Origin of the sequence: Thermoactinomyces sp. CICC 10735, assembly GCF_016055175.1 — a bacterium.
Lineage (GTDB): Bacteria > Bacillota > Bacilli > Thermoactinomycetales > Thermoactinomycetaceae > Thermoactinomyces > Thermoactinomyces vulgaris.
Window position 1 is genome coordinate 44,328 of record NZ_JAECVT010000005.1, and the last position, 20,673, is coordinate 65,000.

At 48.2% G+C, this 20,673-nt stretch carries 24 protein-coding genes and 2 other annotated features; of the genes, 1 reads left to right on the forward strand and 23 read right to left on the reverse strand.

Annotation, left to right across the window (positions count from 1 at the left end; translation table 11 throughout):
• Positions 1-26: 26 nt before the first annotated feature.
• The 19 genes from I8U23_RS11845 to I8U23_RS11935 form a co-directional block, all read right to left on the reverse strand.
• Positions 27-629 carry a class I SAM-dependent methyltransferase gene (locus I8U23_RS11845; RefSeq protein WP_037997022.1) on the reverse strand — a complete coding sequence of 201 codons (603 nt, stop codon included), beginning with the start codon at positions 627-629 and terminating at the stop codon, positions 27-29.
• 120 nt (positions 630-749) lie between these two features.
• Positions 750-1,115 (reverse strand): 50S ribosomal protein L7/L12, encoded by a 366-nt coding sequence (rplL, locus tag I8U23_RS11850; RefSeq protein ID WP_037997021.1) that lies wholly within the window; start codon positions 1,113-1,115, stop codon positions 750-752.
• A gap of 41 nt (positions 1,116-1,156) precedes the next feature.
• Positions 1,157-1,660, reverse strand: coding sequence for a 50S ribosomal protein L10 (gene rplJ, locus I8U23_RS11855; RefSeq protein ID WP_037997020.1), 504 nt, complete (start codon positions 1,658-1,660; stop codon positions 1,157-1,159).
• Positions 1,661-1,686: 26 nt separating this feature from the next.
• Positions 1,687-1,842: a sequence feature (ribosomal protein L10 leader region), on the reverse strand.
• Positions 1,843-1,982: 140 nt separating this feature from the next.
• Positions 1,983-2,681, reverse strand: coding sequence for a 50S ribosomal protein L1 (gene rplA, locus I8U23_RS11860; protein WP_037997019.1), 699 nt, complete (start codon positions 2,679-2,681; stop codon positions 1,983-1,985).
• An 88-nt stretch (positions 2,682-2,769) separates the two neighbouring features.
• Entirely contained in the window at positions 2,770-3,195 is a 426-nt protein-coding gene (gene rplK / locus I8U23_RS11865) for a 50S ribosomal protein L11 (RefSeq protein WP_037997076.1), read from the reverse strand.
• 166 nt (positions 3,196-3,361) lie between these two features.
• Positions 3,362-3,895 carry a transcription termination/antitermination protein NusG gene (gene nusG, locus I8U23_RS11870; RefSeq protein ID WP_037997016.1) on the reverse strand — a complete coding sequence of 178 codons (534 nt, stop codon included), beginning with the start codon at positions 3,893-3,895 and terminating at the stop codon, positions 3,362-3,364.
• 45 nt (positions 3,896-3,940) lie between these two features.
• On the reverse strand, positions 3,941-4,165 hold the full coding sequence (secE, locus tag I8U23_RS11875; RefSeq protein ID WP_049720820.1) for a preprotein translocase subunit SecE: 225 nt from the start codon (positions 4,163-4,165) through the stop codon (positions 3,941-3,943).
• 39 nt (positions 4,166-4,204) lie between these two features.
• Positions 4,205-4,354, reverse strand: coding sequence for a 50S ribosomal protein L33 (gene rpmG / locus I8U23_RS11880; protein WP_037997011.1), 150 nt, complete (start codon positions 4,352-4,354; stop codon positions 4,205-4,207).
• 325 nt (positions 4,355-4,679) lie between these two features.
• A complete protein-coding gene (gene sigH / locus I8U23_RS11885) occupies positions 4,680-5,345 on the reverse strand; it encodes an RNA polymerase sporulation sigma factor SigH (RefSeq protein ID WP_037997009.1) in 666 nt (221 codons plus the stop codon).
• Positions 5,346-5,440: 95 nt separating this feature from the next.
• Complete coding sequence (locus I8U23_RS11890; protein WP_037997007.1) at positions 5,441-5,962, reverse strand: NYN domain-containing protein; 522 nt, start codon at positions 5,960-5,962, stop codon at positions 5,441-5,443.
• Positions 5,955-6,695 carry a 23S rRNA (guanosine(2251)-2'-O)-methyltransferase RlmB gene (rlmB, locus tag I8U23_RS11895; RefSeq protein ID WP_037997004.1) on the reverse strand — a complete coding sequence of 247 codons (741 nt, stop codon included), beginning with the start codon at positions 6,693-6,695 and terminating at the stop codon, positions 5,955-5,957. The genes I8U23_RS11890 and rlmB overlap by 8 nt, the downstream gene beginning before the upstream one ends.
• Entirely contained in the window at positions 6,688-7,122 is a 435-nt protein-coding gene (locus I8U23_RS11900; protein ID WP_231564633.1) for a Mini-ribonuclease 3, read from the reverse strand. The genes rlmB and I8U23_RS11900 overlap by 8 nt, the downstream gene beginning before the upstream one ends.
• Positions 7,119-8,516, reverse strand: coding sequence for a cysteine--tRNA ligase (gene cysS / locus I8U23_RS11905; RefSeq protein ID WP_037997003.1), 1,398 nt, complete (start codon positions 8,514-8,516; stop codon positions 7,119-7,121). Before cysS ends, I8U23_RS11900 begins: the two co-directional genes overlap by 4 nt.
• Entirely contained in the window at positions 8,455-9,222 is a 768-nt protein-coding gene (gene cysE / locus I8U23_RS11910) for a serine O-acetyltransferase (RefSeq protein ID WP_206760047.1), read from the reverse strand. The genes cysS and cysE overlap by 62 nt, the downstream gene beginning before the upstream one ends.
• 65 nt (positions 9,223-9,287) lie before the next feature.
• Positions 9,288-9,505: a binding site (T-box leader), on the reverse strand.
• Positions 9,506-9,536: 31 nt separating this feature from the next.
• Positions 9,537-11,000 carry a glutamate--tRNA ligase gene (gene gltX, locus I8U23_RS11915; RefSeq protein ID WP_037997000.1) on the reverse strand — a complete coding sequence of 488 codons (1,464 nt, stop codon included), beginning with the start codon at positions 10,998-11,000 and terminating at the stop codon, positions 9,537-9,539.
• Between the two features lie 35 nt (positions 11,001-11,035).
• Positions 11,036-11,515, reverse strand: a complete 480-nt coding sequence (ispF, locus tag I8U23_RS11920; protein ID WP_037996998.1) for a 2-C-methyl-D-erythritol 2,4-cyclodiphosphate synthase — start codon at positions 11,513-11,515, stop codon at positions 11,036-11,038.
• Positions 11,512-12,201: a 2-C-methyl-D-erythritol 4-phosphate cytidylyltransferase gene (gene ispD / locus I8U23_RS11925; protein WP_037996996.1), complete on the reverse strand. Its 690-nt coding sequence runs from the start codon at positions 12,199-12,201 to the stop codon at positions 11,512-11,514. Before ispD ends, ispF begins: the two co-directional genes overlap by 4 nt.
• A gap of 115 nt (positions 12,202-12,316) precedes the next feature.
• Entirely contained in the window at positions 12,317-13,411 is a 1,095-nt protein-coding gene (locus I8U23_RS11930; RefSeq protein WP_037996994.1) for a PIN/TRAM domain-containing protein, read from the reverse strand.
• Between the two features lie 122 nt (positions 13,412-13,533).
• Positions 13,534-14,031 carry a CarD family transcriptional regulator gene (locus I8U23_RS11935; RefSeq protein ID WP_231564634.1) on the reverse strand — a complete coding sequence of 166 codons (498 nt, stop codon included), beginning with the start codon at positions 14,029-14,031 and terminating at the stop codon, positions 13,534-13,536.
• Positions 14,032-14,303: 272 nt separating this feature from the next.
• Between I8U23_RS11935 and I8U23_RS11940 the strand changes: the two genes are divergently transcribed.
• Positions 14,304-14,699: a nucleoside triphosphate pyrophosphohydrolase family protein gene (locus I8U23_RS11940; RefSeq protein WP_037996988.1), complete on the forward strand. Its 396-nt coding sequence runs from the start codon at positions 14,304-14,306 to the stop codon at positions 14,697-14,699.
• Positions 14,700-14,746: 47 nt separating this feature from the next.
• Here the strand turns inward: I8U23_RS11940 and pssA are convergent, their stop codons facing one another.
• From pssA to I8U23_RS11960, 4 genes are all read right to left on the reverse strand, one after another.
• Entirely contained in the window at positions 14,747-15,457 is a 711-nt protein-coding gene (pssA, locus tag I8U23_RS11945; RefSeq protein WP_121874449.1) for a CDP-diacylglycerol--serine O-phosphatidyltransferase, read from the reverse strand.
• A 102-nt stretch (positions 15,458-15,559) separates the two neighbouring features.
• Positions 15,560-16,588 carry a DNA integrity scanning diadenylate cyclase DisA gene (gene disA / locus I8U23_RS11950; RefSeq protein ID WP_049720835.1) on the reverse strand — a complete coding sequence of 343 codons (1,029 nt, stop codon included), beginning with the start codon at positions 16,586-16,588 and terminating at the stop codon, positions 15,560-15,562.
• A 45-nt stretch (positions 16,589-16,633) separates the two neighbouring features.
• On the reverse strand, positions 16,634-18,007 hold the full coding sequence (gene radA, locus I8U23_RS11955) for a DNA repair protein RadA (RefSeq protein ID WP_037996979.1): 1,374 nt from the start codon (positions 18,005-18,007) through the stop codon (positions 16,634-16,636).
• 207 nt (positions 18,008-18,214) lie between these two features.
• Complete coding sequence (locus tag I8U23_RS11960; protein WP_049720819.1) at positions 18,215-20,662, reverse strand: ATP-dependent Clp protease ATP-binding subunit; 2,448 nt, start codon at positions 20,660-20,662, stop codon at positions 18,215-18,217.
• Positions 20,663-20,673 lie beyond the last annotated feature (11 nt).

Sequence of the window (20,673 nt, forward strand, 5' to 3'; positions counted from 1 at the left end):
TACACTATCATAACGAAAATTTAGTGTCAATCTTTTCGTGAGCGGATAATGACATACCCTTTTTTCTTCCGGACCACATCCACATCTGCAAATAATTGTTCCAACTCTTTTTTGGCCGATTCCGCTCCCTGTTGCTTGCGGATGACGATCCACAAAGATCCCCCTGGATGAAGGGCAACAGACGCTTCTTTAAACAGACGGTAAATCGTTGATTTCCCCGCACGAATCGGCGGGTTTAACAAAATATGGTCAAATTTTCTGCCTTGCAATTGAGAGAACCCGTCGCTGACCAAAATTTCCACATGGTCATCCGCTTGATTCAAAGCTGCATTCGCTTTTGCCAGCTGAACAGCCCGTTCATTCACATCCACCATGGTCACTGCTACATCCGGAACCGTTTTGCTCACCGCAATTCCAACCGCTCCGTAGCCGCAGCCCAAATCAAGGACGGCGGATTCCGGTTCAATCTCGGCGCTTTCAATCAAAAGGCGGGTGCCAAAATCAATTCCCTTTTTCGAAAACACACCGGCATCCGTTTTAAACCGGAAAGATTCACCCGACAGAACGGCTTGGATTTCGCGCTCTTCACTTTTCGACTCAGGTTGACGGGAAAAATAGTGATCAGCCATGGATAACGGATCTCCTTTTTTGAAGAGAGGATCAGTCCTTCTCATCTCAAATTTCAGATCGTCTGCTTTAAAAAGAGAACCCGCCGACCGTATGACGACGGGTTAGCCGGATCCAAACGATTACTTAACTTCTACAGTAGCACCGGCTTCTTCGAGTTCTGCTTTGATTTTGTCTGCTTCTTCTTTGGAAACTCCTTCCTTGACCGGGGACGGAGCGTTGTCAACAAGTGCTTTTGCTTCTTTCAAGCCGAGGCCGGTAATACCGCGAACGGCTTTAATGACGTTGATTTTGGAGGAGCCTGCATTGGCAAGCACAACATCAAATTCAGTTTTTTCTTCAGCAGCATCCCCGCCGCCGGCAGCACCAGCCACTGCAACCGGAGCCGCAGCAGTTACACCGAATTCTTCTTCGATTGCTTTTACAAGATCGTTCAGTTCGAGAACGCTCATTTCTTTAATCGCTTGAATGATTTCTTCTTTAGACATAAAGGAAACCTCCTTGCATTCTGTTAGATATCAATAATTTTTTAAGCTTCGGCAGCTTCTCCATCTTTGTCAGCCACTGCTTTGACAGCCAGTGCAAAGTTGCGCACAGGCGCTTGCAACACGCTAAGCAACATGGAGAGCAAACCTTCGTAGGACGGCAGTTCTGCCAGTTCCTTGATTTCATCAAGGCTGACGGCTTTACCTTCCACCAAACCGCCTTTGATTTCCAGCTCCTTGTTCTCTTTGGCAAAGCCATGGAGAATTTTGGCCGGAGCCACTACATCTTCGTAGCTGAATGCAACTGCGGTTGGTCCGGTCAGATGCTCGGTCAGGTCGTTGGCGCCGACTTGTTCGCAAGCGCGGCGGGTCAGCGTATTTTTGAGCACCTTGAATTCAACGCCGGCTTCGCGCAACTGTTTGCGCAGCTCGTTCATTTGTTTTACATCCAAACCGCGATAGTCAGCTACAATGGTGCTTTTGCTCTTTTCCAGTTTTTCTGCGATTTCTGCGACAACTTGTTTTTTTCTTTCAATCGCTTTGGACACGCGGCACACCTCCTCATCAGGAGTTTTTAAAAATAGAAAAAGCCTCCGTAGACAGTCGAAGGCTTCCGTTACTCGTATGGATTCCGTGGAACACACCACATCCATGCATGTATCCTTACCTCGGTAGGATATTAAGCAGCAACTTCGGCACCTACTGTCTACGGTAAAAAGCTATATCCAATTATTGCGGATTCACCTCATCCGAAGCAGACACACTGCCACCGGCGAATCACATCATGACACGGATTATATCAGAAAAGTCATCACCGGGCAATACTTGTTCTCTTTATTGCCCCGTGCAAAAGATTTCCAGATGCAAAAATTAACGACCAACCAATTGTTGTGCGCTGACGGAAACGCCAGGTCCCATGGTCGAAGAAACGGTCACGCTCTTCATGTAGGTTCCTTTGGCAGCAGCCGGTTTGGCTTTCATCAAAGCGTCAGCCAACACTTGCAAGTTTTCACGCAATTGATCTGTCGTAAAGGAAACTTTACCGATCGCAGCGTGGACTATACCGGCTTTGTCGGCACGGTATTCAATTTTGCCGGCTTTGATTTCTTTTACGGCTTTCTCGATTTCAAAGGTAACCGTACCGGTTTTCGGGTTTGGCATTAATCCTTTCGGTCCCAGGATCCGTCCCAAACGACCGACTTGCCCCATCATGTCGGGAGTGGCCACAACCACGTCAAAATCAAGCCATCCTTGGCTGACTTTGTTGATCGTCTCTTCATCCCCGACATAATCGGCACCGGCAGCTTCAGCTTCTTTTGCTTTCTCCCCTTTGGCAAAGACGAGAACACGTTTGGTTTTCCCGGTACCATGCGGCAACACCACCGCACCTCTCACTTGCTGGTCAGCTTTTTTGGTGTCGATTCCCAAACGGAACGCTGCTTCAACCGTTTCATCAAATTTCGCAGTGGAAATTTCTTTCACAAGTTCCAATGCTTCTTGAGGGCTGTAGAGTTTTTCGCGGTCAACTTTTTTAAGCGCCTCAAGATATTTTTTGCCGTGTTTTGCCACGTTCATTTCCTCCTTTCGTGGTCTTAGCGGAAGATCCTCCCACAAGCTTCAAGCTGCTCGTGGCAGAGCAGCCCGGCTCTTCGCCCGATCAGTCTTCGATCTGAATGCCCATGCTTTTTGCCGTGCCTTCCACCATGCGCATGGCAGCTTCCACACTTGCGGCATTCAAATCGGGCATTTTCATTTCAGCGATCTCACGCACTTTATCCCGTTTAATGGTCGCTACTTTATTCCGGTTCGGTTCACCGGATCCGGATTCAATCCCGGCTGCTTTCTTCAAGAGAACGGCAGCTGGAGGAGTTTTGGTGATAAACGTAAAGGAACGGTCTTCATAAACCGTGATTTCAACCGGAATGATCAGTCCGGCCTGTTCAGCCGTGCGGGCATTGAACTCTTTACAAAATCCCATGATGTTCACACCAGCTTGACCCAATGCCGGACCTACAGGCGGTGCCGGATTGGCTTTCCCAGCCGGAATCTGCAGCTTGACCACTTTAATGACTTTTTTGGCCACGCGAATCCAACCTCCTTCAAACATGTGGTTTTCTCGGGTATTACCCTCCCACGGAAAGGCAAGCTCCCTTTCAGTCAGGCTTGCGCTCGCCCCAAAGATGGGGGTAACATACAACAAACAGTTATACTTTACCACACACAAAAAAGAAACGAAAGTTTTCGGTTCGCTAAATTTTTTCCACCTGGTCAAAATCCAGTTCAACCGGCGTCTCCCGGCCGAACATATTGACCATTACTTTGATTTTTGAACGGCTTGCATCAATTTCGTCAATTCTTCCGACAAAATTAGCGAACGGTCCTTCCTTCACTTTGACATTTTCGCCAATCGAAAAATCAACCGTCACCTTAGACTCTTCCATGCCCATTTGACGCAGGATGGCATCAACCTCATCCGGCATAAGGGGAGTTGGCTTGGACCCTGCCCCTGATGAACCCACGAATCCTGTCACTCCTGGTGTGTTTCGCACGACATACCACGAGTCGTCGGTCATAACCATCTCTACCAACACATAACCCGGAAAGACTTTTCGCATTACCGTTTTCTTTTTTCCGTCTTTGTGCTCGATTCCTTCTTCCATTGGTACAAGAACGCGGAAGATCTTATCTTGCATGTCCATGGAATGGACACGCTTTTCCAGGTTGGTTTTCACTTTGTTCTCGTAGCCGGAATACGTGTGAACCACATACCAATTTTTCTCCATTGCTCATCAGGGTTTGACCCCTGTCCCCCCCTTAAGAAATGACTGCTATTTAGTAATCAGTTTCACCAACTGATAAATCCCAGCATCCACGACAAAGAAAAAGACAGCCAAGAGTATCACAATCAGCAAAACCACAACGGTGTAGTTGACCATTTCCTGCCGGTTTGGCCAGCGAACTTTTTTCAGCTCCTGAATGCTTCCCCGGAAAAAGCCGGCTGTGCCGGAAACACTTTTCCGGACTCCACGTCTAAGACCTTGAAAAGCAGCCATATTGTCACCCCCATCTTCTATCAAGCAGCTAAACCCTTATTACTTGGTTTCACGATGGATTTGATGCGAATTGCAACGCGGACAATATTTGCGTAATTCCATGCGATCCGGATGTTTGCTTTTGTTTTTGGTCAATGCATAGTTGCGTGAACGACATACGGTGCAAGCCAGTGTAATGTTCACCCGCATCTTCCGACACCTCCTCTTCATCAAGTCGCCGTTCAAACGGAAGGAAACGATAGAAAATACCCAAATTACATTATCACACTGGCTCCCTGCTGTCAATGTAAAGCCGTTTGTAAAACCATTATTGACATAAATTTCGCTCATCAAAAATCAGTTTATAAAAAAGAAACCGGCCGGGAATTTTTGAATACTTTGTTAAAAAGCAAGCAATCCGCATGATTTTCCATACATTTTTTCAAAACAAAAAGGAATCATGATGTTTTTTGTCGAATCCAAACAAAAGAACAGGTACGAAACCTGTTCTTTTGTGAACCGGTGCTTTTGTTAATCATAAAGAAAGTTCACGCACTTCAAGGTATCTCTCTAATTTCCGTTTCACTCTCTGCAAGGCGTTGTCGATCGACTTCACATGTCGATTTAAGTCGACCGCGATTTCCTGATAAGAACGTCCGTCCAGATACAACATCAATACTTTCCGTTCCAAATCACTAAGAATTTTCGCTATTTTATCTTCAATATCATTATATTCTTCCTGGCTGATGTAGATCTCCTCAGGGTTTGATAGACTTCCGGGGATTTTATCCAGCAACGTCCTGTCCGTATCGTCGTCGTAAGCAGGCTTGTCCAATGAAACATAAGAGTTGAGCGGAATGTGTTTTTGTCGGGTAGCCGTTTTGATCGCTGTGATGATCTGGCGCGTGATGCATAATTCGGCAAATGCTTTAAACGAAGCCAGCTTGTCCCCCTTAAAGTCCCGAATCGCTTTAAATAGTCCAATCATCCCCTCCTGCACGATATCTTCGTGATCGGCTCCGATGAGAAAATAGGATCTCGCTTTCGCTCTGACGAAATTTTTGTACTTATTAATCAAATATTCCAGAGCCTGATGATCTCCCACGCGTACGCCATAAACCAGCTCTTCGTCGGCCATGTTTTTGTAATCAGCATTTCTGTCGTAAGTGACAAAATTACTGGATTGAAGATTTACACTCACCGCTTTCCCTCCCGACCAAGTAGCCTATAAACCCTTATATTAACCCACAGTAATGTTATTATATCCGAAGTGAAACAAAAACGTCAAATTTTAACCTATTTTTTCCTTCTCCATTTTTCAAATATCTGTTTGAGATCGATACTTATTCTTTCTTCCAAGGTGTTTCTTTGCTTTTGTTGCCTCTCCCGTTTCAATTTTTTGTTTAATTTCTCTTTTGCGATCCGGATCTCCTCCAACAGCTCCCTGGAAGAGATGCGGTAGGCCCCTTGTCCGAAAACCATCCGTTGCTCCAGATAATCGGACGTTGCCACATAAATGGAGCGGTGCGGGCTTTTATGCTTCTTGACAAAGCGTTCGATAAACTCATCCGCGGTTTCATCGCGACGGGTATAGTAAACCAGAATTTTCTCCTCGTCGGTTTTCACGTCAATCCCTGGTGTGGAATGCGCATCAAACACAAGATGGACCTGCCGGCCGGTCATCGCCTGATATTCAGACAAATCGCGAATCAATTGAACCCGTTCCTCTTCAATCGAAACCGGATTCCAGTGCACCCCCGACTTGGCACCGATCACGTTATACCCATCCACCACCAGCCATTCTTCGTGCTTAACCATCATTCATCCGGCAGCGCATGACTTCATACATGAGAATCCCCGCCGCAACCGATGCATTTAACGATGAAACCTTCCCTCTCATCGGGAGCTTCACCAAAAAATCGCATTTCTTTTTCAACAACGTGTGAATCCCGCGCCCTTCATTCCCGATCACCACGGCAACCGGCATGTTGTAATCAATCCCGGTATACTCCTGTTCGGCCGATCCGTCGCTTCCGACGAGCCAAACTCCCCGTTCTTTCAATTCATCGGCAACACGATTCAAATTGGTCACCCGGACCACCGGCACATGTTGCACCGCACCGGCCGAGGTTTTTGCCACCACGGAAGTCACCCCTGCCGCCCTCCGCTTCGGAATGATGACGCCATGCGCCCCCGAAGCATCGGCTGAACGCAAAATCGATCCGAGGTTGTGGGGATCTTCAATACTGTCCAAAAGCAAAAAAAAGGGTGCCTCCTGTTTCTGCTCCGCCCGCTTAAAAAGGTCTTCCAGCGAAGCGTACTCAAAGGCAGCGACTTGGGCAACGACTCCTTGATGGTTATTCCCTTCCGCCAATTGGTCCAAACGGGAACGGGGCACCCATTGGTACGGAACATTTTGTTTTTTGGCGTGTTCAATGATCTCATTCACGCTGAATTTGTTGATATTTTTTGCCAAAAGAATTTTTTCCACCGGGCGCCCGGACTTCAATGTTTCCAAAACCGCGTGTTTCCCGTATATCCAGTCAATCATTTTCCTTGTACCCCTTTTCGACAATCTCTATCGCTGAATTCATCAATTCATGCAAACGTTGTTCATCTTTTTTCAAATACAGGTAGCCCATCAACGCTTCCAATCCGGTGCTTTGTCTGTAATCCGTCACCTTTGCGTTTTTGGGGACACTTCCTGACTTGGCATTGCGGCCGCGTCTTAAGATGTCCCGCTCTTCTTCCGTCAGATCGTTTTCAATCGCTTTGTACACTTTGGCTTGGGCCAAAGCAGACACAAATTTGGCCGCCTCTTTTTGCAAGTCCTGAGGCCGGGCAATGCCACGGGCCACCAGGTGATGCCGGATAAATATCTCATACACGGCATCACCCAGATAAGCCAGCAACAAAGGATTATATTCCCGCGGTGTTTTTGTCAGCGGTTGAAGCATTCCGAATATATTTTCACTCATTTTCTTCTCCATCGAACTCCTTGTGGTGTATCTTCCAGCACAATCCCGCGGGCCAAAAGCTGGTCCCGGATTGCGTCAGCTTTTGCAAAATCCCGGGCTTTTCGCGCTTTTTGCCTTTCTTCGATCAAGGCTTCCAGCTCCTGCTCCAGGCGGTCTTCCGATTCGGTTGTGACCAGGCCCAGAATTTCTTCCCCATGCGTTTTCAGCCAATCCAAGATTCCTTGAACCGTTTCCTTGGACACGACCGGTTTCGCCACCGTTTCATTCGCCAGTTTGACCACTTCAAACAGCACACTGATGGCATTGGCTGTATTGAAATCATCGTTCATCTCGGCTTCAAACTGCTCTTTGTACCGTGACAGCTTCGCGGCCGTTTCCGGATCTTCCCCGCCGGGCATCGCCGAATCCAACCGGTGTTTTAAATTTTCCACCGCGGTTTGGATCCGTTCAATGCTTCCTTCCGCCTGTCTCATCACTTCATCGCTGAAGGAAATCGGATGCCGGTAATGGGCAGATAAAAGGAAATACCGGATCGCCTCCGGGGAATAGGTCTTACGCAATTCAACCACGCGTTTGACATTCCCGAGCGATTTCGACATCTTTTCATTTCCCATATTAATATACCCGTTATGCAGCCAATAACGCACAAATGTTTTGCCCGTCCATGCCTCGCTTTGTGCGATCTCGTTTTCGTGGTGGGGGAAGCAGAGATCCGCTCCGCCTGCATGGATGTCCAACGTGTCCCCCAGGTATTTGCGTGCCATTACGGAACATTCGATGTGCCAGCCGGGCCGCCCGCGTCCCCAAGGCGTTTCCCAGCTGATTTCCCCGGGCTTGGCGGCTTTCCACAATGCAAAATCCAACGGATGTTCCTTTTGTTCATTGATTTCAATCCTGGCCCCCGCCTTCAATTCTTCCAACGATTGATGGGACAGTTTTCCATAATCTTTTTTGCGCAAGGAGCGGAAGTAAACATCCCCGTTCTTTTCATAAGCATATCCTTTGTCAATCAGATCCCGAATCGCTTCAATCATCTCCGGAATATGCTCGGTTGCCCGCGGATGCACATCCGCCCGTTGCACCCCCAATGTATCCATGTCCTCAAAATAAGCTTGGATGTATTGTTCGGCAATTTCCGGGACCGGTTTTCCCGTTTCTTGGGAGGCCCGGATCAACTTGTCGTCGACATCGGTGAAATTCTGCACATAAGTCACACGATAACCCCGGGAGCGCAAATACCGCCGCACCACGTCAAAAAAGACAAAGACACGGGCGTTCCCGATATGAATAAAGTTATATACCGTCGGGCCGCACACATAGATGCGAACCTCATTATTTTGCACTTGAAGCATTTCTTTCTTTCTGGTCAGCGTGTTGTAAAGCTGTATTGTCATCGTCGGTTGTTCCTCCCTGATCCACTGGATTTTCCCTGCAGTTTAACTTCGCTTCCAACTCACTCAACCGGGCTTTTAACGCATCCATTTCAACATGCATGGATCGCAATGTTTCCGCAACCGGGTCGGGCAGGTTCACTTGATCCAAATCATCTTTCACCCTCACGCCGTCCTGAATCACTACCCGTCCCGGCACTCCGACAACGGTGGAATTGGGCGGCACATCCCGCAAGACCACCGAGCCGGCTCCGACTTTGGCAAAACGTCCGACACGAATGGAGCCCAAAACTTTCGCCCCTGACGCAATCATCACATGATCCTCGATCGTCGGATGCCGTTTTCCTTTTTCTTTGCCTGTTCCTCCCAATGTGACGCCCTGATAAATCGTCACATAGTCGCCAATTTCACATGTCTCTCCGATGACCACACCCATTCCGTGATCAATGAAGACCCCCCGGCCGATTTTGGCACCGGGATGAATCTCAATCCCGGTAAAAAAGCGGTTTAACTGAGATATTATACGCGCAATGAGCAACAAACGTTTTTTGTAGAACCAATGCGCCAACCGGTGAGCCCATAATGCATGCAATCCGGAATAAGTCAACACCACTTCCAAAGTGCTCCGAGCCGCCGGATCCCGGTCAAACACCGCTTGAATATCTGCCTGCAGAGTTTGGCGAATTCCATTTTTCTTACTCCACAGCATGTCAGGTTTCCCCCTCTTATCGCCGATTTGAAATAGGAAATAAAAAATCTCTGCAGCACGCAAGCTACAGAGACGGTATATCCGCGGTTCCACTCTGTTTGGGCCAACCAGGCCCCTCTTTTTCCCGATAACGGCGGGTGGCCGGATCCTCCTACTCCGGGCCGCATCCGTTTCAGAGGTCAGCTCCCGGGTGCATATCAGATGTTCAGGAATGGAGCTTCGCACCGGCCAGCTCCTCTCTGGAATCCCTTTAACATCTGACTCTCCCGATCACAGCCTTGTTACTCGTTTCTATCTATATTATTTTGGCGGCTTCACAAAACATTGTCAATGACTTGATGCAAACGTTTTATCACCCGGTCCCGGCCAATCAAAGAAAGGCTTCCGCGCAGATCGGGGCCGTGTTCCAAACCGGTGACGGCCACCCGGACCGGCATGAACAATTTTTTCCCTTTATAACCGGTTTCTTTTTGCACCTGTTTAAACATTTTCTTGATATCATCCGGTTCAAAGGACCCGCTTTGTTGAACTTGTTCCAAAAAGGCCTTCAAGACAGCGGGAACTTGCTCTTCCGCAAGCACTTGCCGGGCTTGTTCAGAGTAATTGATTTCATCTTGGAAGAACAAATCCGACAACTCAACAATTTCCGCCGCATACTCCATTTGCTCCTGATACAAAGCGACCAGGCGGGTCACCCAGGCTTTCTGTTCCTCATCGAGCGGCGTCCGGATGCGGCCAGCTTTTTCCAAGTGGGGAATGGCCAGCTCAACGACCCGTTCCAAGGATGCTTTTTTGATATATTGCCCGTTCATCCATTTTAATTTTCCGGTGTCAAAAATCGCCGGCGCTTTGGACACCCGCTCAAGCGAGAACACTTCTACCAGCTCTTGCGGTGTAAACATCTCTTCTTCCCCTTCCGGCGACCAACCCAAAAGCGAAATGAAGTTGACGATCGCCTCGGGTAAATAACCCAATTCCTTATACTGATCAATGAATTGGATGATGCTTTCATCCCGTTTGCTCATTTTCTTGCCTTCGCCGTTTAAAATGAGCGGAATATGGGCAAAGACCGGCGGCTTGAAACCAAGGGCTTCGTAAATCATGATTTGTTTCGGGGTGTTGGATAAATGCTCTTCCCCGCGGATCACATGGCTGATTTTCATCAAGGCATCATCGACAACCACGGCAAAATTGTAAGTGGGGCGTCCGTCCGGCCGGCGAATGACAAAATCCCCGATGCCGTCGGATTCGAATTTCACCGTTCCGCGAATTTCATCCTCGATGACAATGGTTTTTCCCTCCGGCACACGAAAGCGGACACTGGGAACCCGTCCCTCCGCTTCAAACTTCGCCCGCTGTTCCGGAGTCAAATCCCGGTCCCATCCGCTGTATTTGGGAACTTCTCCCCGGGCAATCTGCTCCTCGCGCTCTTTTTCCAGCTCTTCTTTGGTGGTATAGCTCAAATAAGCTTTCCCTTCTTTGAGAAGCTGATCAATGTACCGATTGTAAATTTCCGTTCTCTCCATGCAACGATAAGGCCCGTAAGGACCGCCGACATCCACGCCTTCGTCCCATTCGATGCCCAGCCATTTCAACATGGCCATCTGTTTTTCATCGGCGCCCTCCACGTTCCTTTCCGTGTCAGTATCTTCGATCCGGACGATAAAATCGCCACCATTGCGTTTGGCGTGCAAATAACTGAATAATGCCGTTCTTGCACCGCCGATATGCAGATGCCCCGTGGGGCTGGGTGCATAACGTGTGCGAACCCTGTCCATGTTTTACTCTCTCCTTTTATGCCAGATTCCATTCTTTATCGATTTTGCACAAGACAAACCACCGCCATGGATGCCATTCCTTCTTCGCGTCCGGTGAAACCCAGCTGCTCCGTGGTGGTGGCTTTCACATTCACCTGAGAGGTTTCCGCTTCCAAAATCTCCGCAATTCTTTGCGTCATTTGAGGAATGTACGGAGCCATCTTCGGTTTCTGGGCAATGATCACGGAATCAAGATTCCCCAATGCGTACCCCTTTTCTTTCACTTGCTTCCAGACCTCTTTTAACAACACCGCACTGTCGGCGTCTTTGTAAGCATCATCCGTATCCGGAAAGATTTTTCCGATATCCCCCATCCCTGCGGCACCCAAAATCGCATCCGTAATGGCATGCAATAAAACATCCGCATCCGAATGGCCCATCAACCCTTTTTCGTATGGAATGGTGATGCCGCCGACAATCAGCGGTCTTCCAACAGCAAACTGGTGAACGTCAAATCCTTGTCCAATGCGAATCATTTCTTCTTTCCCCTCATCTGATAAATCGCTTCTGCCAAATATAAATCATCAGGTGTGGTCAGCTTGATATTTGTATATTCCCCTTGAACCACACGCACATCCACGCCCATTTCTTCCACCAGCATGGAATCATCCGTCGCCACCGTTTCCCGTCCGGCAAAATGCTCATGCGCCGACAACAGGACCTCGCGCCGAAAAGCCTGAGGCGTTTGGACTGCCCACAGGCGCTTCCGGTCCGGGGTGTTTTCAACAATTCCCGCATCATCGACCACTTTGACCGTATCCTTCACCGGCACAGCCAATATGGCGGCTCCGTGCATGCGGGCTTCCTCCAACAAACGGGAAATCGCTTCATGACTGACAAAAGGACGGACCGCATCATGCACCATGACCCAGTCCGTCGAAATCTTCTTCAATCCCAGATAAACACTTTCTTGCCGTTCTTTTCCTCCGGGAACGACATGCGTCACTTTTTGAAGCCCCGCTCCCCTGATCATCTTTTGCGTCCGCCCGATCTCCTTTTGATCAGCGACAACCACCATCTCATCAATTTCGGGAAAAGATTCAAACAAGGCCAAAGTATGTATCAAGATGGGTTGACCGTGAAAGGTTAAAAACTGCTTCGGTTCACGGGCCCCCATTCTTTTTCCCAGTCCTGCGGCAGGAACCACAACTCCGACACTCAAGCACCTGTCTCCTTTCGCTTTGCAACAAAATATGCCCGTCCTTGGTTTAGAATATAAACCAATCACGGGCCTCAAGCAACGGCAATTTCATTTTTTCCTTAAAGATTTAAAAAGCCTACAACGCCTTTTCCAAAAGTTTCGGTTTGGCAAAAATCATCCGACCCGCAGATGTTTGCAACACACTGGTGACCAAAACATCAATCCGTTCCCCGATGTATTCACGCCCGCCTTCAATCACGATCATGGTTCCGTCATCCAAGTATGCCACGCCTTGACCATGTTCTTTCCCGTCTTTAATCACTTGAACATTGATTTCTTCCCCGGGCAACACAACGGGTTTCACGGCATTGGCCAAGTCATTGATGTTGAGCACGCTGACTCCTTGCAACTCACAAACTTTGTTCAAGTTGAAATCATTGGTGACCACTTTCCCCGACAAAACTTTGGCCAATTTGACCAGCTTGCTGTCCACTTCCTGAATTTCTTCAAAGTCGCCTTCATAAATCAGGACATCAACATCCAGCTCTTTTTGGATCTTGTTCAGGATATCCAATCCGCGACGTCCCCGGTTCCGTTTCAGCACATCGGATGAGTCGGCGATATGTTGCAGTTCTTCGAGCACAAAGCTCGGAATCACCAACGTCCCCTCCAAAAAGCCCGTACGGCAAATATCGGCAATGCGTCCGTCAATAATCACGCTGGTGTCCAAAATTTTATGCTCAACATAAGGCTTTTCTTCGTTTTTCTGTTTTCCTTCTTTATTTTGACGCCCAAGCGTAAAAACCGAGATCAGTTCATCCCGCTTTTTGTATCCCACCCTGAATCCAAGATAACCGAACAAACCGGAAAAGATAAAAGGCAACACACGGTTTACGCCCGGTATCGGCAGCTGTGCCAACGGTTGTTGAATTAAAAATGCAACAATCAATCCGAAAATTAAACCAAGAGCCCCGAAAAGTCCATCCGCAGCCGGTATTTTAACCAAACGTTCTTCGCTCCAGCGAATCCACTTCACCACATTATTCGACAACCAAAATGTTGCGACAAACATGATGATCGCTCCAAGAACCGCGCCAATATAATGCGGTCCCGGCACTTCGCCAAAATTCAGAGGAGACTCTTGAAGCAACCCGAAAAACTCAGGACCTAAATAATAGCCAGCGGATGCTCCGACCAAGGTGAAAGCAAGTTCGACAAAACGTTTTAACACGGGGCTTCACCTCCTCCCAAAACGATGCTCGTAATAATCATTATAGACATTCTGCAAAAATGAAAACCTGATATCAAAAATTTTTCTTATGACCTTTTTGTTACAACAGAAAATAGAAACGATTATGAGTCCTTATCGGAAAAGATGCCGTCAATCAACTCCATCGCCTTTTCCTCATTCATGTCTCTTGCCAGCACCAGTTCACTGATCAAAATCTGCCTGGCATTGTCCAACATTTTCCTCTCTCCGGTGGATAATCCTTTTTCTTCATCGCGGAGCATCAGCGAACAGACCACTTCTGCCACTTCATAAATGTCTCCGCTTTTGATTTTGTCCATATTGGCACGATAACGTCGGTTCCAATTGAGTGTATCATGGTTGTCCCTTTGCCTCATTTGTTTCAGCACTTTGTCAACGGTCGACTCATCGACCACTTCGCGCAAACCGATTTTCTCCACATTGCTCATGGGAACCATGACCTTCATATCTCCAATGGGCATCCTCATGACATAGTACTTCTTCCGCTCACCCAAGATCTCCTTCTCTTCAATCGATTCTATGACACCTGCACCATGCATGGGGTATACCACTTTATCGCCAACATTGAACAAAAGATCCACCTCCAGAGGCAATATCTGTTTCCAAGATATCACAAAACTTCAGCACAGTCAATAAAATAAAAATCATTATCTTAGCATACAAAACTGATTATCGTCAATCCCTTTTTCCATTTGTCCTGCTGTTCCGTCTTGTCAAAAAATTGACACTATAATTCCGCTCCCTATATAATAAAACTGACTTCCATTGCGACCACAAGGCTGATGACACAGGTCATCCCCCGAAGTCTTTCTATAAATCTGCCGTCTCTATACGAAAAAAAGAGGTGAAAGGCATGAGCGAAAACCCTTTTTCTTCCTTTCAGGAACAAGTCGATGAATTACTCATCCGGCATCGCAGTTTTTTAGATGTGACATCAAAATTTCAAGAATCCGGCACCCGGATCAACCGGTCTCTCACCAAAGCCGTCACCGAATGCGGATGCATCCGGATTGATGCACAGAAACAACCTTACCCCACCGATGCCCCACGTGAAGAATGGAAAAATCACTTCAAAACGCATTTATCCGGCAGGTTGTGTGACCAATGCCTGGAAACCGTTCAGACCGAAATCGGAAAAAACCTCTTTTATCTCACTGCTTTATGCAATCTGTTGGAGATCTCCCTCCCCGAAGTGATGGAAAAGGAATCAAAAAAACTCACAACACTCGGAGTATTCAATCTCCGTTAATGATTCAAAGGAAAACAACCCTTTTAAAAAAGGGTTGTTTATTTTTCCTATTTCCACTCTTCAATCGCTTTTTCGCCATCTTCTTCACGTTTTAAACTCACGGCTTTTTTCACACCATACAAAGCATACAAAAACAAGGGAATAAACAGGACTTTTGGCAATTCGCGCGGGTATAACACGGCTGTCGCCGCAATCGCGATCAAAAAAAGCGGGGCCATCCATACGGCAGATTTCGGAATGCCCACCTTTTTAAACGTCGGATATTTGATTTGACTGACCATCAGGAAGGATAAGAAAAGCATGGCCACCATGAGGAAATACACATTGGGCACATGATTATGATACAAAGCCATGGTCGCAAGAATCCCGCCTGCGGCCGTGATCGGCAATCCGATGAAGTAGCCCGGTTCACCAGGATGTACGTTAAAGCGTGCCAACCTCAAAGCTCCGCAAATGGGGAATATGGCTGTCACCAACCAACCTTCCATCCCCATATGTTGAAATGAAGATACATACATGATGACTGCAGGAGCCACGCCAAATGAAATAACATCCGATAATGAGTCCAACTCTTTTCCAAATTCGCTTTGCGTATTCAGCATACGGGCCACCCGCCCGTCCAAGCCATCCAGAATCATTCCGAAAATCACCATGATCGCCGCATATTCCCACGAATCTTGAAATGCCAAAAGAATTGACACAATCCCGAGTAATAAGTTCCCAACCGTTAAACAACTAGGTAATGCTCTGGCAATCATAAAGGGAACCTCCTAATCAGAAATACCAAAACATCTTTCAAAGTTTTCTAATTTGATGTTCTTTGTAATTTTTTAAAGTGGTTTCATTATAGTCTAGGTTATTTATATATGTCTGTCAATAAATACTTGTTCCTGAATTCGCTTCAATCCTTCTTTGATCATCTTTGCGCGCACACTTCCGATTCCTTCGACCTCATCCAGTTCATCGATGGTTGCCACCATGATTCTCGATAAATTTTCAAAGCGCTCAACTAATTTATAAATCACATGGCTTGGCAGGCGCGGGATTTTATGAAGAATCCGGTATCCGCGCGGCAAAACGGCTTCCTCTTCAATGTTGACGGACGATGGATATCCCAAAATCCGCACCAGGTTGGCGTGTTCCAGCAAATCATCCGACGACAACTTCTGCAACTCTTGGAAAACCACTTCTGGAGAAACACACGGATCAATGCAATAGTCCTCAATCAACAACTTCGCTTCATCTTCCGTGTCAGCCACCAGTTCCTCCAATTGCATACTGACCAGTCGGCCTTCCGTTCCCAATTCATGAATATATGTTTCGATCTCGCGTTTGATTCTGAGCACCATTTCTACCCGTTGCAAAACCAGTGCCACTTCGCTCAAGGTGACCAACTCTTCAAACTCCAGCGCCGTCAGGTTCGTGGTGGTTTGATCCAAAACGGATTTGTATTTCTCCAAGGTTTGGATGGCTTGGTTGGCCTTGGTCAAAATCACTCCCATATCTTTCAGGGCGTAACGAAAGTTACCTTTATACAAAGTGATAATATTTCTGCGCTGGGATATTGAGACCACCAATTTCCCGGTCTGCCTAGCCGTTCGCTGCGCCGTGCGGTGACGGATGCCTGTTTCCGTGGAAGGGATTGCGGAATCAGGAACCAATTGTGCGTTTGCATACAATATCCTTTTCCCGTCGTTACTCAGAATAATCGCTCCGTCCATCTTGGCCAATTCATAAAGATAAGCGGGCGTAAACGGACAATCGATATGAAAACCCCCATCCACAATTTCGCGAACTCCCTCGTCATAGCCGATCACGATCAGAGCCCCTGTTTTAGCCCCCAGGACGTTGTCCAATCCTTCTCTCAAGGGAGTTCCCGGAGCGATCATTTGTAAAATACTACTGCTTCCTTGATGTCTGTCGTTTTTCACACCCTACCCTCCCAACGCCACTTCTAATGCTTCTTCCAACGTTTTGACCCCGATTAGTCCGATCCCGTTCGGAGGCGTCCATCCCTGACAATTTTTCTCGGGGAGAATGACTCTTTTAAAACCCATGTTATGCGCTTCGGCCACGCGTTGTTCAATCCGTGAGACCCCTCTCACTTCCCCGGTCAGTCCCACTTCACCGATAAACAAATCAAACGGCGATACGGCCACGTCCCGAAAACTGGATGCCAGACTGACGGCCACACTGAGATCAACGGCCGGTTCGTCAATGCGTACGCCTCCTACAACGTTGATATAAGCATCATAGTTTTGCAAGAAAAGCCCCAATCTCTTTTCCAAAACCGCCATGATCATCGTAACCCGGTTATAATCGATGCCGGCTGCCATCCGTTTGGGGGTGGCAAAACTCGTCGGAGCCACCAATGCCTGCAATTCGACCAAAACCGGGCGGGTTCCTTCCATACTTGCCGTCACAGCCGTCCCCGGCGCTCCCACCGGACGACCCGACAAAAACAACTCCGAAGGATTTTCGACTTCCGCCAATCCTTCTTCCTTCATTTCAAAAACACCTATTTCATTCGTGGAACCAAAGCGGTTTTTGACCGCACGCAAAACGCGGTATGTGTGATGGCGTTCCCCCTCAAAATATAAAACGCAGTCAACCATGTGTTCAAGCATCCTCGGTCCGGCCAGCGACCCCGACTTGGTCACATGCCCCACGATGATGATCGCAATGTTTTGTTCCTTGGCCCACCGCATCAATTGTCCGGTGCATTCGCGAACCTGAGCGACACTTCCCGGCGCTGAAGCAATATCCGGATGAAACATGGTTTGAATTGAGTCGATCACCATCAATTTCGGCCGCACTTCGTCCATCAACAATTCAACGGCCGTCAAATCCGTTTCGGATACCACCAACAAACGGTCGCTCAAAGCATCCAGCCGGTCAGCACGCAACCGGATCTGTTCCGCGGACTCTTCTCCTGACACGTATAAAACGGACAATCCCCGCCTTGCCAGTTCATGCGTCGCCTGCAAAAGCAGAGTCGACTTTCCGATTCCCGGATCTCCACCCACCAAAACAAAAGAACCCGGCACCAATCCTCCGCCCAATACCCGGTTCAACTCTCTGATCCCGGTGTCAGAACGAGGCTGATCCAGCTTCTCCACTTGCGTAATCGGAATGGCTTTTTCCCGTTTGCTCTTTCTGTGCATTCCGGTACCGGGAACGGTTGAACTTTCGCTGTTGAGCTCTTCCACCATAGTGTTCCATTCATGACAGCCGGGGCACCGGCCCATCCATTTCGGCGTTTCATAGCCGCATTCCTGACAAACAAACTTTGTTTTTTTCTTCGCCATGGCTTTTTCTCCCACTTACAATGAATCATGATCTTCAAACATTATAACAAATCACTCTTTAAAAATTTATGGAGACTTTTTCACCGGCAAAATCTCTTCCTATTAAGGAATTTTTTCCCTATACGGGCAAATTTCAACCTCTTTTTTAAAAAATAGTGATAAACAAAAGCACCCGGCCGCTGATACAGCCGGGTGCCTGTTTCTCGATCATTGGGTTGCAGACCGGGACTCTTCTTTTTCGACAACCAATTTTCCGTCTTTCACATCGATGACCACCGAGTTCCCGCGTGCGACATTGCCGCGCAACAACTCTTCGGACAAACGGTCTTCGATGTTTTTCTGGATGGCCCGGCGCAACGGGCGGGCACCGTAGCTCGGGTCAAATCCTTCTTTCGCCAAGTAACGTTTGGCTTCATCCGTCAACCGGAATTCGATTCCCTGTTCAACCAGGCGTTTGCGCAATTGGTTCACCATCAGGGACACGATCTCTTCCAGATGCTCTTCTTTCAAAGGATGGAAAACAATCACATCGTCGATCCGGTTCAAAAACTCGGGACGGAAAGTTTTCTTCAGCTCTTCCATGACATTTTGCTTCATGTGTTCATAGTCATCTTCCGCTTGATTGCCGCCAACGTTAAATCCGAGGCGTGACGTTTTCTTGATGGTGGATGCCCCCACGTTGGAAGTCATGATGATGATGGTGTTACGAAAATCCACCACCCTGCCTTTTCCGTCCGTCAACCGGCCGTCTTCCAGCACTTGCAACAAGATGTTGAAAACTTCCGGGTGAGCTTTTTCGATTTCGTCAAACAGGACGACCGAATAGGGTTTCCGGCGGACTTTTTCCGTCAATTGTCCTCCTTCTTCATATCCCACGTATCCCGGAGGCGAACCGACAAGACGGCTCGTCGCATGTTTTTCCATATACTCAGACATGTCAATCCGGGTCATCGCATCTTCGTCACCAAACATGGCTTCCGCCAAAGCACGGGCCAATTCGGTTTTTCCGACTCCGGTCGGTCCCAGGAAGATGAAGGAACCGATCGGCCGCTTCGGATCTTTCAATCCTGCACGGGCCCGGCGGATGGCACGGGAAACGGAACGGACCGCTTCCTCTTGTCCGATGACGCGGTTATGCAGGATGGACTCCATATTCAACAAGCGTTCCGATTCTTCTTCCGCCAACTTCTTCACAGGAATTCCCGTCCAGCTTGAAACGACATCGGCAATATCTTCCGCGGTGACTTCGGAATCGGTTTTTCCTTGGTGTTGTTTCCAGGAATTCCGGTTGGTCTCGATTTCCTCACGCAATTTTTGCTCGGTATCCCTCAAAGAAGCCGCTTTTTCAAATTCCTGGCTTTGCACGGCCGCGTCTTTTTCTTTTTTCACTTCTTCCAGCTTTTGTTCCAGTTTTTTCAGTTCCGGCGGCATCATGTAAGATTTCAACCGCACTTTGGATGCCGCTTCATCGATCAGGTCAATCGCTTTATCCGGCAAATACCGGTCCGTAATATAGCGGTCGGATAATCTCACCGCTTGTTCAATCGCTTCATCGGTGATTTTCACCCGGTGATGGGCTTCGTAACGATCCCTCAAACCTTTCAGGATCAACACCGCTTCCTCAGTGCTCGGCTCTTCCACCAAAATCGGTTGGAAACGGCGCTCCAAAGCGGCATCTTTCTCGATGTATTTCCGGTATTCATCCAGGGTTGTCGCACCGATACATTGCAATTCCCCACGGGCAAGCGCCGGTTTCAGGATATTGGATGCGTCAATCGCTCCTTCGGCACCTCCCGCCCCGATCAACGTGTGCAACTCATCAATGAACAAGATGATGTTTCCGGCTTGGCGGATTTCATCCATGATTTTTTTCAACCGGTCTTCAAACTCACCGCGATATTTCGTTCCGGCCACCACCGTTCCCATATCCAGGGTCATAACCCGCTTGTTGCGCAAGGTTTCCGGGATTTCCCCGTCAACAATGCGCTGGGCCAAACCTTCGGCAACCGCCGTTTTTCCGACTCCCGGTTCACCGATCAAAACCGGATTGTTTTTGGTCCGGCGGGACAAGACTTGAATCACCCGCTCAATCTCTTTACTGCGGCCGATCACCGGATCCAGGTTTCCGTCATGCGCAGCGGCCGTCAAGTCGCGGGCCAAGCCGTCCAGTGTGGGTGTATTGACCTGATGATGGGTACTGGAGTGGTTGGAGAAGGTTTCGCTGTTTCCCAAGAGTTGCAAAACCTGCTGGCGGGCTTTGTTCAAGCTCACACCCAAATTGTTGAGAACGCGGGCCGCCACGCCTTCCCCCTCGCGAATCAAACCGAGAAGAATGTGCTCAGTGCCGACATAGGTGTGCCCCAACTTGCGAGCTTCATCCATGGACAATTCGATCACTTTTTTCGCCCGTGGCGTATAAGCAATGTTTACGGGTTGCCCCTGTCCCCGTCCAATCAAATTCTCAACTTCTTTTTGGATTTTTTCCAATCCCAGGCCCAAACCGATCAAGGCCTTGGCTGCAATCCCTTCCCCTTCGCGAACCAATCCAAGCAAAACATGTTCCGTTCCGATGTTGGTATGTCCCAGACGCACGGCTTCTTCCTGAGCAAGGGCGAGAACTTTTTGCGCCCGTTCTGTAAAACGTCCAAACATCATAATCCCTTACA